At 41.4% G+C, this 13,315-nt stretch carries 11 protein-coding genes; all 11 read right to left on the bottom strand.

Annotated elements, in window-relative coordinates:
- Positions 1 to 13: 13 nt before the first annotated feature.
- On the bottom strand, positions 14 to 358 hold the full coding sequence (locus tag D2V08_RS07525) for a rhodanese-like domain-containing protein (RefSeq protein WP_119607425.1): 345 nt from the start codon (positions 356 to 358) through the stop codon (positions 14 to 16).
- Positions 359 to 449: 91 nt separating this feature from the next.
- Positions 450 to 833 (bottom strand): rhodanese-like domain-containing protein, encoded by a 384-nt coding sequence (locus tag D2V08_RS07520; protein WP_119607744.1) that lies wholly within the window; start codon positions 831 to 833, stop codon positions 450 to 452.
- A gap of 8 nt (positions 834 to 841) precedes the next feature.
- Positions 842 to 2,251 carry an MBL fold metallo-hydrolase gene (locus D2V08_RS07515; RefSeq protein ID WP_119607424.1) on the bottom strand — a complete coding sequence of 470 codons (1,410 nt, stop codon included), beginning with the start codon at positions 2,249 to 2,251 and terminating at the stop codon, positions 842 to 844.
- Positions 2,252 to 2,307: 56 nt separating this feature from the next.
- Positions 2,308 to 4,041, bottom strand: a complete 1,734-nt coding sequence (locus tag D2V08_RS07510; RefSeq protein ID WP_119607423.1) for a SulP family inorganic anion transporter — start codon at positions 4,039 to 4,041, stop codon at positions 2,308 to 2,310.
- 63 nt (positions 4,042 to 4,104) lie between these two features.
- The gene (locus D2V08_RS07505; protein WP_119607422.1) at positions 4,105 to 4,737 is read right to left on the bottom strand and encodes a Crp/Fnr family transcriptional regulator; all 633 of its coding nucleotides are present in this window, start codon (positions 4,735 to 4,737) and stop codon (positions 4,105 to 4,107) included.
- 145 nt (positions 4,738 to 4,882) lie between these two features.
- A complete protein-coding gene (locus tag D2V08_RS07500; protein ID WP_119607421.1) occupies positions 4,883 to 5,959 on the bottom strand; it encodes a sulfatase-like hydrolase/transferase in 1,077 nt (358 codons plus the stop codon).
- The gene (locus D2V08_RS07495) at positions 5,949 to 7,553 is read right to left on the bottom strand and encodes a fibronectin type III domain-containing protein (protein WP_119607420.1); all 1,605 of its coding nucleotides are present in this window, start codon (positions 7,551 to 7,553) and stop codon (positions 5,949 to 5,951) included. Before D2V08_RS07495 ends, D2V08_RS07500 begins: the two co-directional genes overlap by 11 nt.
- Positions 7,553 to 8,923, bottom strand: coding sequence for a (R)-1-hydroxy-2-aminoethylphosphonate ammonia-lyase (gene pbfA / locus D2V08_RS07490; protein ID WP_119607419.1), 1,371 nt, complete (start codon positions 8,921 to 8,923; stop codon positions 7,553 to 7,555). Before pbfA ends, D2V08_RS07495 begins: the two co-directional genes overlap by 1 nt.
- Complete coding sequence (locus D2V08_RS07485) at positions 8,901 to 10,175, bottom strand: ComEC/Rec2 family competence protein (RefSeq protein WP_119607418.1); 1,275 nt, start codon at positions 10,173 to 10,175, stop codon at positions 8,901 to 8,903. The genes pbfA and D2V08_RS07485 overlap by 23 nt, the downstream gene beginning before the upstream one ends.
- Before the next feature lie 2 nt (positions 10,176 to 10,177).
- A complete protein-coding gene (locus D2V08_RS07480; protein ID WP_245980533.1) occupies positions 10,178 to 11,848 on the bottom strand; it encodes an alkaline phosphatase family protein in 1,671 nt (556 codons plus the stop codon).
- A gap of 9 nt (positions 11,849 to 11,857) precedes the next feature.
- Entirely contained in the window at positions 11,858 to 13,312 is a 1,455-nt protein-coding gene (locus D2V08_RS07475; protein ID WP_119607417.1) for a SusD/RagB family nutrient-binding outer membrane lipoprotein, read from the bottom strand.
- Positions 13,313 to 13,315 lie beyond the last annotated feature (3 nt).

Here is a 13,315-nt window from a genome sequence, read left to right as displayed (position 1 = left end):
CTCTATTTCCAAATTAATAGCTCCATGTTCTATACCCTCCTCGGAGGTCATACACTTTGGCAAATCCCATATTTACAAGCTTTCTTGCTGCCTTTTGACTTCTATTTCCAGATTGGCAGTATAGGTATATAGGTTTGTCTTTTTTCAATTTTGAGAAAGCGGTCTCGAATGCAGATCCCTGAAAAAAATCAATGTTCTTGGCCCCTTTAATATGGCCTGACATAAATTCTCTCTTGGTTCTAACATCGACCAACTGAACCTTACCTCTGGTAATTGCTTTTTTATAATCCTCTCTATCTAAGATTTCAACTTCATCGGGAAGTGTTTGCCCTTTGAACAAAAAGCTTAATAATGACATATTCTGTTTTAGTATTTATATAGGGCAAAATACCCAGGATAAAAAGTCTGGTCAGTAACGATGGTTACACAAGAAAAAATAATCCAAAAACTTATTGATTCCTTACCCAATCCATGTAGCCGCCTGAATAATCAAAAATTTTTGTGAAGCCTTCGCGTTCAAGAATTTTTGCTGCATAGGCACTACGCGACCCGACAGCACAATAAAGGTAAACGGGTTTATCCTTGTCCAGGGTATTGATCTGTTGTATAAAAGCCTTTTGTCTACTCAAATCAAAATTAACGGCATTGTCAATGTGACCAGAATTGTATTCATTTGGTGTTCTTACATCCACCAATTGTACATTCTTACCAATTACTTCCTGTTTTATGAAGGTATTATCAACTTTTGTGATGTTGGCGCTTTCTTGCGATTGACAAGAGGAGACCCCCATCAAGAGTACCAAGCTCAAGGCCAACCTGAGAATGTTCTTCATTGTCAACCCTATTTTAAGGTAGTTGGACATACATAGTCGGTCACGGGCGTTCCAACTTTTTTAATGTCTTCAAACCCACCAGAAACATCGACCAAATTATGAATTCCTCTGCCTTTAAGAATGGATGCTGCAACCATACTTCTATATCCACTTCTACAATGGATGTAGAATGTTTCCTCTTCTGGAAATTCGGCGATATGATCGTTAAGGTAATCCAAGGGGGTCAAATGTGCATCTACAACGTGCTCTGCATTGAATTCAGATTCTTTTCTTACATCGAACACAGGAACTCCTTCATCGACCTTTTGCTTGAATTGCTCGGCATTTACATTGACAACAGTGTCTATTTCCTTACCTGCTTCTTTCCAAGCATCAATGCCACCTTTCAAATATCCCAAGGTTTTATCAAAACCAACCCTAGAAAGTCGAGTAACGGTTTCTTCTTCTTTTCCTTCGGGAGTAACCAATAAGATAGGTTGTGAAACATCGGCAATAAGTGCTCCCACCCAAGGTGCAAAGCTTCCGTCCAATCCTATGAAAATGGATCTTGGCACGTGTCCTTTTGCAAAATCGTCCTGATGACGAACATCAAGGATAATGGCCCCGGTCTCATTGGCCGCAACTTCAAAAGCATCCGGGCTCAAGGCTTGGGTTCCCCGTTCCAAAACGGTATCGATATCCTCATAGCCTTCCTTGTTCAACTTCACGTTCAACGGGAAGTATTGAGGTGGTGGCAATAGACCTTCTGTAACTTCTTCAACAAATTCCTTTTTGGTCATATCTGCCCTTAAGGCATAGTTCATCTTTTTCTGATTGCCCAAAGTATCCACTGTTTCTTTCATCATGTTCTTTCCACAAGCAGAACCAGCGCCGTGAGCAGGATAAACAATAACATCATCGGCCAAGGGCATAATTTTGTTACGAAGGCTATCGAACAAAGTTCCCGCCAATTCTTCCTGTGTCATATGTGCCGCTTTTTGGGCCAAATCCGGACGACCGACATCTCCAAGAAACAAAGTGTCCCCACTAAAAATAGCATGGTCCTTTCCATTTTCATCTTTCAACAAAAAGGTTGAACTTTCCATTGTGTGCCCTGGGGTGTGCAACACTTTTATGGTAATTTTACCCAATTTGAACTCTTGCCCATCTTCTGCAATAATAGCATCAAAAGAAGGTTTCGCTGTTGGGCCATATACAATGGGTGCGCCTGTTTCTTTGGATAGGGTTACGTGTCCACTTACAAAATCAGCATGGAAATGTGTTTCAAAAATGTATTTGATTTTGGCTCCATCTTCCTCGGCTTTTTTAATATAGGGCTTCACTTCCCTTAATGGGTCAATAATCGCCGCTTCCCCTTCACTCTCTATATAATACGCCCCTTGGGCCAAGCATCCTGTATAAATTTGTTCAATTTTCATGTGATATGGTTTTTACCAAATATAATCTTGTGTTTTCTAATGTTCTGTGACTTAAGTTACAAACTCTTTTTCTGTGATTGCAAAGACACCTTTTTTTGAATCGTACTTCGTTCTTGATGATTCGTGCAACATTCAACAGCATCAATGGTTTGTACAAATAGGTTTTCTTCTCCCAAAATATTGATTATTCCGCTTGAATAAAGGATGTCCCTTGTAGGTCCAATGGCCCCTGCTATCAAAAACTGAATATTCTTTTCCCGGAGCTCCAAAATTATCCGTTCCAACAATACTGCAGCACTACTATCAATATAATTTATGGCTTCGGCATTAAGAATCACAAACTTTAGCTTAGTACCTTTTTTACCGACTTCTTGATAAAGCTGCTTTTTAAAATAGTCTTTGTTCCCAAAATAAAGCTGTGCATCAAAACGAAGAATCAACGTATTGTCGTAAACTTCTACGTCCTCCGAAAAACGGGTGATATTCTTAAAATAATCTGTTCCTTTTATCCTACCCAAAATGGCAACATGGGGTTTGGAGATACGATAGACCAACAATAACAACGAAATCAATACTCCTAAAATAATACCCTCGATCAAACCAATGGAAAGTGTCATCACAAAGGTTGCTATTAACAACAGGAACTCATCCTTTCTATTTTTCCATAGAAACAATGGGTATTTGACATCAATCAAACCAAAAACGGATACAATGATGATTCCTCCCAATACCAAGGTAGGAAGGTTATGGAACAAAGGAGTAAGAAACAACAATATAGCTGCAATGACCAATGTGCTAAAAACAAGCGACATGCTAGTTTTTGCGCCCGACTCATCGTTAACAGCACTCCTTGAAAATCCACCGGAGACCGAGAACGATTGAAAGAATGAACCCAAGATATTGGACAATCCCAATGCCCGTAGCTCCTGATTGGCATCTAGTTCGTATTCCGGATGTTTTTCTTCCAAAGTTTTGGCAATGGAGATGGATTCCATGAATCCGAACAAGGCAACCGTAAGTGCAATGGGCAGAAATTTGCCGATTTTATCCCAATGCCCAATAGGCAATTCAAATTTGGGAAGTCCCTGTGGAATTTCACCTACAACATGGATCCCTTTACCTTCAAGGCCAAACAATACTACACCCAAAATTCCCAGAACCACGATTAATAGAGGAATGGGCAATTTTTTGCTGATTTTTTTTAAACCGATGATGAGCAGAATCACCAAAACACCGAGAACAAATGTCAAAAGATGAACATGATTCAAATTTTTAAAGATACTCCCTAGCAGTACGTATATTTTTCCTGATTGCGGCAATTCAATCCCAAGTATATGCTTTAATTGTCCCAGTCCAATCAATATGGCGGCCGCCGAAGTAAAGCCATTGATCACCGGCTTGGACAAAAAGTTTACAAAGGCCCCCATTTTAAGGAACCCGAAAAGTAATTGAACCAATCCTATGAGTAAGGTTAGGAATATCACCGCTGAGATATAGGCTCCCTCTCCCGATAGTTGCATGGCTCCAATTCCTGCTGCTACCAACAAAGAGTCCATGGCAACAGGTCCAACCGCCAATTGCCTTGACGTTCCTGTAATGGCATAAACAAATTGGGGCACCAATGCTGCGTACAGCCCATAAATGGGAGGCATACCTGCAATCATGGCATAGGCCATACCTTGAGGAACCAGCATAATTCCTACAGTGATACCTGCAATTAAATCGCCATAGAGCAATGAGCGATTATAGGTTCTTATCCACGTTAAAAAAGGAAAAATCCTTTTGAGCATGCGATTGGTTTTATGCAAAAATAGGTTGCCTAAGGGCAAACAACAGTAACAAAGGGCACAAACTTATAGGTCTACGACATGAATATAATTTCTATGGAGCACAAGCTTTTTCATTTTTTCCAGTTTTTTGAGCAATCTGGAAACCACCACCCTTGAGGTATGCAAATCATAGGCAATCTCTTGATGTGTGCTTTTTATGCGATTATCCTTGGTTACCTCAACCTTCTTTTTGAGATAATCCATAAGTCGTTGATCTAAATTTTTAAAGGCAATACTGTCCACGGTCTGAAGCAGTTCGTTTAAGCGATTTTGATAACTATCAAAAACATAATTGCGCCACCCTTTGTACTTGGCCATCCATTCTTCCATTTTCTGAACGGGAACCATAATAAGTTTGGTCTCTGTCTCAGTAATGGCTCTAATTTCACTTTTTGTATGACCCATGCAGCATGCCATGGTTACCGAGCAAGTTTCGCCCTGTTCCAAGTAGTACAAAAGCAGTTCATCACCCTCTTCATCTTCCCGAAGTACTTTTATGGCCCCGGACAACATCAATGGTATGCTTCTAATATACTGCCCTATGTCCATGATGGTTTCGCCCGCAGGGACTTCCATTAATTTCCCCTCTGCAAGTATCTCATCGATAAGGGGTTGTTCAAAATAATTGCTGAATGTTCCTAAAAGCTCTTCTTCCATATTGTTTAAATACACTGCCCTAAGGTAACTATTTTGGCAAAAACAGTGGGTATTATTCAATGGCCCTAAAAAAAAAGACCCGCACACTTAATACGGGTCTTTGGCATTAACTTAAACTAATAAACTGAATCAAACCTACTTAAACTTATAATTTTAAGGGTCCCCCCTTTATTTCTTTCATAATAGGCATTCCCAACAATTTTAAAATTGTGGGTGCGAATTGGTTGGAATACAATTGTTCCTGTTGATGAACTTCGCCCAAAGGCTTTACATTCTTTCCAAAAGCTACCATCCAAACCTGACCTGCACCTTTTATGTCGCTTCCATGACTTCTCCAAGTATCCAAAGGTTGTGTTCCCCTACCATGATCGGTTGTAATGATGAAAACGGTTTGATCTTTATAAAAATCATCCTGTTGGGTAAATTCCCAAATCTCTTTGATGAGAGAATCGGTATTATGAGCAGATTTCAAATAGGCTTGATAATCCCCATCATGGGCAAAATCATCGGTTTCTCCATAAGAAATATAAACAAGCTTCGGATACTCTTTTTTCATATGTTCCAAGGCATAATGATGCGTAAATGCATACAACCGAACCGAACCCCAAGGACTCGGTATCTGTTCCTGAAGCTGGTTCAAGAATCTTTCCCTTTCGTTCAAATTTCCCGTAGCGGCTTCAAAACCTGCATTTACCGGAACGCCGGAACGCTCTTCGTTGATGATGAACGGAAACACATCCCAGCTGCCAAAGGCAGCTACTTTTCCTTTACCTTGAGAGGTATTGTTGTACCGTTCCAAAATGGTGGTGTTGGGGTTCGGTATTTTATCATTACTTGTGATACGTTCGTCATCCGCGGTTCCTGTCAAAATTTCGTTGTAGCCTGGGTAGGAAAACCACATGGAGTTGGTCAAGTTTACTTTACTGCCCGACTTTCGATTTCCATGGATCTGACCCATCTTTTCCACTTGACCCCAAAAAAATGGCAAAAGCACTTCCCTTCTTTCTTCTGGTGTTTCCCTCCAAAAAGCCTCTTTCAACATATCGGCATTGTGGACATAATCCTTGTTACCAATTAAAAGAGAGTCTGCTCCCGTGAACAATTCCTGCCAGCGAAAACCATCCAAAGTGATCAATATCACCTTGGTGTCCCCTGCGTTTTGAGCATTGATATTAAATACTGCTGCAACCGCAGCCATCAAAAGGATAATTTTATTTTTCATTTGCTTGTTGTGTTTTAAATGTTGCTATTTTGGACCAATCACTCCAATTGAGATTTTGGTCGCGGTACCGAACCCTCCAATAATAGGTAGTGCCCGGTTTTAATCTTTTTGTGCTCTCGTCGGTCAAATCGTCCTCTTTTTGGCGATTCTCCTTGTAATACCAATTTTCAAATTGTTTCCAACTATCCAAAGCCAACTTTTCAAAATCTTGTGTTTCGGAAACCTGCCAATGGGCAGCAGCATGAAATGCTTCATTAAGCGAACTTGAAAACTCACCAGCCTTTAACACTGCAAATTCTTCATTCACAATTTTATTGTTATTTGGAGAAACCACTTTGGGGGCATTGGGCTTTTTATCCAATCGCCAAATGGTGATACTATCGCGAAGTTCATTTTGCCTAGACTTTATATTGTTCCCTTGACTAATTCTCTTGATCGTAAATTTAGGGTCATTTCGGTTACCATCCACTTCCACCATTACAAAACCATATTCGTCCTGGGTAACGGTGAACTCATCATAATCACGCCCTTCGAACTCGCCCCAATTATCAATGGCACCACCTGCGGAGGCCACATTGATCCACAAATGTTTGTGATCTCTGGATTGCCCTCGGGAATAGCCGTGCGTATGTCCAAAAAAATGAATGCTCGGCTTTCCTGTTTTGGTGGAGAATGCTTCGAGCATCTTAACTACTTTTCCCGTTGATTCTTCTTCACCGGGAATCCAAAGTTCGGATTTGTGCGGGTGATGTAATTGCGCAAAAACAAAATCAATATCATCGTTCCTTTCTGTATCGGCCAACACTTTTTTGAGCCACTCGTATTGTTCCCTAAGGTCACGGTAACCATCATTGGAATTCAACCCAATAATTCGTGTATTGCCATAGTCCTTATACCACCAATGTTCAGCATAAGCAGGGGTTCCATTTTCGGGAAGGCTGAAGTATTTAAAATAGAAAACGGAATTCCGTTCATGGTTGCCCAAAACGGGATAGACAGGTACCTCAGCAAATAATTTTTGGGCTGGATCAAAGAAATGCTCCTTCCATTGGTAATATTTGCTTCCGGTAGAAACCAAATCGCCGGGTATCATTACCATAGCCAGATTGTCGGGCAATTTACCTCCGTGTTCTTTTTCGAGATATTGAAGTACTCCTTGATTCACGATTTCCGAAAACTTGTTAGGATGCTGACCATCGTATTGCATATCGCTCATCGCAACTATATTGAACGACTCCTCATCACTTGAAAATGGAGGTGTCTTAAACTGGAAAATATCGGATTTGGTCTTACCCGTTTTCACGCGATAGTAATATTCTGTAAAACGTTTTAGACCCTCCAATTTTACGGTATGCACCCTAGAATCGGAAAAATTGATATCCGCGGCTTTCCCAGATGTTTTTTTACCAAGTTTCTCGGTGGCGCCCCATTCCACAATACTTTCTTCGCCACTGCTGGTTTCCCACATAATCACAATGGAATTGGGTTCGGCATCCTGAAGATAAGGCTGCACCAAAGTCTGGGGCTCGGTTTGTGCAGTTACTTGCATCAAACCCATACAAAACACAATAAGGAGTTGGTTGATTTTTTTCATTAGGCTATGGCATTGGTTTTTAGAAAAGCCTCATTTAAAATTTCCACGGCTCTTTCAAGTTCTTCTCTGGTTATGGTTAATGGGGGTGATAGTTGGAGTACATTTCCTTTGGAAACTTTAAAACTCAACCCCTGTTTTAGACATTCGTACATGATTTCCTCGGCTTCGTCCATGGCTTTTTCTTTAGTGGTTCTATTGGTTACCAATTCGATTCCCCATATAAGCCCAACTCCGCGCACATCTCCGATCAAAGAATATTTTCGGTGCATTTTGTAAAGGGCTTTCTTCATGAATTTTTGATCCTCCTTTACTTTTTGCAAGAGATTTTCTTCTTCCAAAACTTCCAAAAGGGTCAATCCCGCCATAGACCCCAACGGACTTTTCTCGTGGGTATAATGTCCAAGGGAAATATGTCCAAATTTGTTGTACTCTTCTCGGGTAACAATGGCGGCTTGTGGAATTATTCCTCCTCCGAGGCCTTTTCCCAAACAAAGAATGTCGGGTTCAATGCCAAACAGTTCGTAAGCGAACATAGTTCCGGTTCTTCCGAAAGCAATTGGGATTTCATCTAAAATAAGTAAAACACCATGTTTGTTGCAGAGTTCCCGTGCTCCTTTCCAGAACTTTTCCGAGGGAATCTGCACATCCGTATTGCGGATGGTCTCTGCCAAAAAAGCACCAATTTGTTGGTCTTTTTCCAAAACATACTCTAAATATTCGAGGGCTTTGTCCACATTCCCTTCAAAAATACCCCGATAGGTTATTGGAGGTGGAATTCGTTCCACACCGGGCATCAATGGTCCCATATGTTCTTGAAAAACCGATTCTCCGCCGACGCTAATCGCATCCAAAGAGGCTCCATGAAATGAATCCCAAAAGGAGACCACCTTGTGCTTACCCGTTACGGCCCTGGCCAATTTTAAGGCAATGCCGATTGCTGAGCTTCCATTTGGTGTTAATAGAATTCGATTGAGACCTTCGGGGGTATAGGAAGTTAATTTCTCCGCAAATTGAACCGCAGTTTCATTGGCATACCTTCTGGTGGAAAAAGTTAAGTTTTGAAGTTGCTCCGTTAATCTTGAAATCAATTTTGGATGGGAAAACCCGATTTGATGCACATTGTTTCCGTGAAAATCGAGATACTTCTTCCCAGATACACTTTCAATGTACGACCCTCCACAATTTTGGAGTACGTCCAAACAAGGGGTGGACATGGATTGATGCATAAAATACTTGGCATCCTTTTCCAGTAGCTCCCTAGCTTCTTCGCTCACTTCGTTCTGCAACCATTCCTCCCGAGCAGGAGTTAAATTGATATCGCCTTCCACAACAGATTCTGCGTTGTGCTTATCGCGCTTTGTATGGTCCATGCTTACTTATTATTTCTCGCTCTTCGGATGTATCGTCCAACACATAAACATCGTATGTGTCGCCGTTATCGTACACCCGAACAACAATATGTCCGTTTTGACTTTTATATTGATTCAACCTACCACCAATCACATCTTTGGTGCCTTGCAGCATAATGGTTGAAAAAATATCCCGGTCGCCGGGGTAAAGCTTTTTTGATGTTATTCTTCTCAGCACCTCTTCTCCTGGATGGTCTGCCGTCCAGTTTTGCTGAATCCATACTTTAGGACGAATGGTTCGCACATAAAACGGATTCTGTGAATCCCGGTTTCCATGATGATTCAAAGTTGCTATATCCACCGGACCAACAACTGGGGCTACGTGGGATTCCAAGGCATCAATATCGGTCTGTCCAAACCCATTAATGCCTGCAATATCTCCTCCCGTGTAATAGTTGAACTTTCCAAAATCAATTCGGATGGCATTGCTCAACGGGTTTTCTCCCGGATACTCCCCTTCTTTAAAAAGTGGGTAAAACGAATTGTCGTAACCTGTCCAAATATTCCCATTAGAGGCTATATTTTGAACAGAAAACTTGGGATAATCCTTTGGATGATGTTTTAATGCAATCTGATTGTTGCTTCCCACCTGTAAGGCTTCATTTTCCAAACCCACTTTTTCTGATTGATATGTGATGAAATTCCAATACTCTTTCAAAGTAGGGATCATTCCGTAGGAATCCTTCGAAAATCGTTCTTGGGATTGTACTTCGGCATCTTTTAAGTTGATTGGAAAATCAAATCCTCGATCGATCAATTTTTTGATGGGAATCAAGGTACCCACTTCCAAAACCCCCGTTAGCTGATACCCTCCAGAAGCAATTTTTCGCAAGGAATCCATCTCTCCAAAGTGATCATCGTGGTAATGGGTGATCAGGGCATAGTCCAATCGTCGTTCCTGTTTTTTAGGCAAGAATTGATCTATATAATCTACAATCCATTGGGGAGCGGTTTTGGACCGGTTGGGAACAAGCTTCGCATTTCTGCTCGATGTTGTCCGCGGATGGGTTTCGGACATATCACCTGCATCCACCAACATAGTTGTACCATCGGGGAATACCATAAAAGCCGCATCGCCCCTACCCGTGTTAATGTGGTGTATATCCAAAAATCCGGGTTGCCATTCGGGCAGTTTCTGGTCTTGCCCATTGGAAATTTGTATCATAAAAAAGAGGAGGAGGAAGAAACCAAGTTTTTTAAGGTTGAAATACATGCTTATTTTTTTCTATATAAATGGTTTGCTGGAATGATTTGCTTTGGAATATTAGGGCCTTTATACTTTGCATCTAAATGGAAGCCGCCGCCACCATTAAAAAACTCCACTCGGACTAAATGTCTCCCTTTGGCAAGTTTCAAAGAACCGCTGCGTTCCATTACGCCGTGATCACCATCGTTGTCTACAATTTGAGTACCGTTCACATATAGTTTGCTACCATCATCACTATTAGTGAAAAAAGTATATTTCCCTGCTTCCTGCACTTCCAAATAACTTTCAAAAGCAACAGCAACTTGCTCTTGTGGTATCTCTTCTGATAATGCCTGCTTATGTGAAAATTCATTTACAAAACCTTCAAGAATCGGATTGAAATCAGCGAAATCGGGTAACTTTTCTATTCCGTTTACCTGATATACTTGAAACGTAACTGGATCTTGCTTTGCTTTTGATACAATTCTGAAGCTTCCTTCTGCAATGGTGCTTACCAATTGATTATTCTGAAAGATCCCTGCCTTAATAATGTCCGTCTGATTTAAGTAAAACGTATCTTGATACACTTGACTATTTTCCAATGTAGGTAGGCTATTGCCAATCGTATAGCGAATTTCGCCGACATTGTTGGGGTTTTGCATTACCACGGCAACGGAATCGGCTTTAAAAACTCCCCCAGCTGGCTCAAAATAGCCAGCATCCGGAAGAATTTTTGGTTGGGTTATTTGCTCTTTTCGCTTGTAGATAAGTTTTGGGGCTTCATTTCCCATAAATGCGCCTTTTACAGGTCTGCCTATCCAAGCCTGCGGTGTTTGCAAGCCCATGGCATAGGCAACGGTCGCTGCATTGTCGTACTGATAAACGGTTTCTTCTATTTTATAGCCTTTTTTGATGCCTGCTCCATACAGAATGAAGGGTATTTCCATTTCGGCCAAGCTTTCTCCTCCGTGTCCAAAGCCTAAGCCTCCGTGATCTGCGGATACGATGAACATGGTTTTTTCGAAGATGCCAGCGTCTTTTGTTGCATTCACGATTTCGGCAATCAAGGAATCTGCTTTTTCCACCGATTGGAAATAATCCGGGGTACCGTGACCTTGGGCATGACCTGCATGATCCACGTGGTCCAAGTGCACAAAAGTGAATTTTGGCGTGTGTTCTTTAATATAGTTTACCGCTTCCTCGGTGGTTTTGTCCCCATGGTCCCCATCTATATCAAAATCCACATCTGACTTTTCGAATAGGCGACCAAATCCATCCCAATCGTAAATGGCTCCGACATGGGCTTCGGGCTGTTGATCTTTAAAAAGAGTGAAAATTGTTGGAAAGGTTCCATTTTCGGTAACTACCACAGGAGGTAGTTGGTGGTCGAACTTTTCCCAACCGTTGGAAGTGACCCCGTGTTGCTCGGTATCGGCTCCCATGATCATACTCGCCCAATTGGGACTGGAACTTGAAGGAAGCACTGACCTTGCATGCATTGTGGTTGCTCCATTTTGGATCATGGAATCCAATGTAGGTGTGTTTGCTTTTTGAATACCGTTGGGACTCATCCCATCAATCCCAATAACAACAACATGTTCAATTCCCCTTGGGATTTCTTCTTTTTTGGAAGAACAAGACCACAGGAACAAAGTTCCCATGGTCATGATCATTACTTTATTAAGTTTCTTTTTAAACATTGGCAAACCTTAGTTTTCCCACCAAACCTTGGTAGTTATTTGGTCACCACCAATTCTGTTGGCCGCTTCGGTATAGTTCGCATTGTTCAAAGATTCCTCGTTACTTGGATACTCAAACCTACTTGGGTACACATCGTAGAAAGCATCGGGTCCTGGCTCAATTGTGGCAGGGAAGCCGGTTCTTTTGTATTCGATGAAACCTTGGTAATCGGTATAGAACAAATTGATATACTTCTGAGTCATTATAGTTTCCAAACTATTGTCAAAAGCAACTCCAGTCCTAGTTAAGTAATCAGCTGGTAAATCCACCCCCCAATACTCAAAATTGGAAGTAACGCCTTCTTCGTAAAACGTTTGGGCTTCGCCGGTTATCCAACCTCTTTGTGCTGCTTCTGCCAAAATAAACTGTACCTCGGAGTAAAGCATTAATCTTGCTTGGTTGGCATTTGACTGAAAATAGAAGTAATCAATATTGAATTTTGAAAGGAACGCATCCCCACCTTGGTAGGTATAAGCAGGCCCATCTACCACTCCATTCAACATACCAACAATTTCAGGTGTTCCCGCTTCCACGGAGTTAGCTGTTGGGTCTGCAAAAAATTCCAATCTAGGATCATTCAATCCTTCCAACATGGTCACAAAGTGTTCCGAAATTCTGTATTCGTTGTAAGAACCTACACGATATACAGATTCTTCAGTTACAGGGTGAGCATCAGGATTTGCCGACAAGAATGTAAGAGCGGCATTGTCATCATTTGATTCCATTACAGGATTTTGCCCTGGATTCCCATAAATTTCAGCTATAACGCTAGAAGCAGTTGAAGGAGATACTTCGCTTAACCTAAGCGCCAAACGTAGTCTAAGTGAGTTGGCAAACTTTCTCCACATATCCAAATCACCATCAAACAATAAATCTCCCTTAATTTGGGTAAGGTCCGCCCCAGCTAAAATGGAATTGGCAGCCGCTAGTTCTGCAAGCATTGAAGCATAAATGGTTTCTTGCTCATCGTACATAGGTGTATAATTTTCCTCACTGGCTTGGTTTACCTCAGAATAAGGAATATCTCCCCACATATCGGTCAATATACTGTAAGCCCAAGTCTGCATAATTTTGGAAACGGCCACATAACTTTTCAGTTCGTTTTCGTTGGCCAAAGTTTCCAATTCCTTTGCATCCCTGATAGCATAGTAATAATTGTTCCATGCTCCACTTTGGTCTCCCCAGTCGAACAAATCGAAAGAGGTAAATACAATTCGGGCACCATATTGTCCCATTAGGTTTCCTTCACTCCAAGAACCACCTACGGCCTCCCTAATAGATCTTCTTTGAAGATTTGTCAATAGAAGTTCCGGGTTTTGGCTGATGCTCAAGGCAACATCCGGATTATCGTTGCTCACGTCAAACTTGTCACAAGACGAAAAGGTCATTGCAAGTACTGTCGCTATAAAAAATATCTTTTTCATGTT

It is taken from the genome of Flagellimonas lutimaris (assembly GCF_003581615.1).
Taxonomy (GTDB): domain Bacteria; phylum Bacteroidota; class Bacteroidia; order Flavobacteriales; family Flavobacteriaceae; genus Flagellimonas; species Flagellimonas lutimaris.
This window is presented reverse-complemented; position numbering and strand designations above follow the sequence as displayed.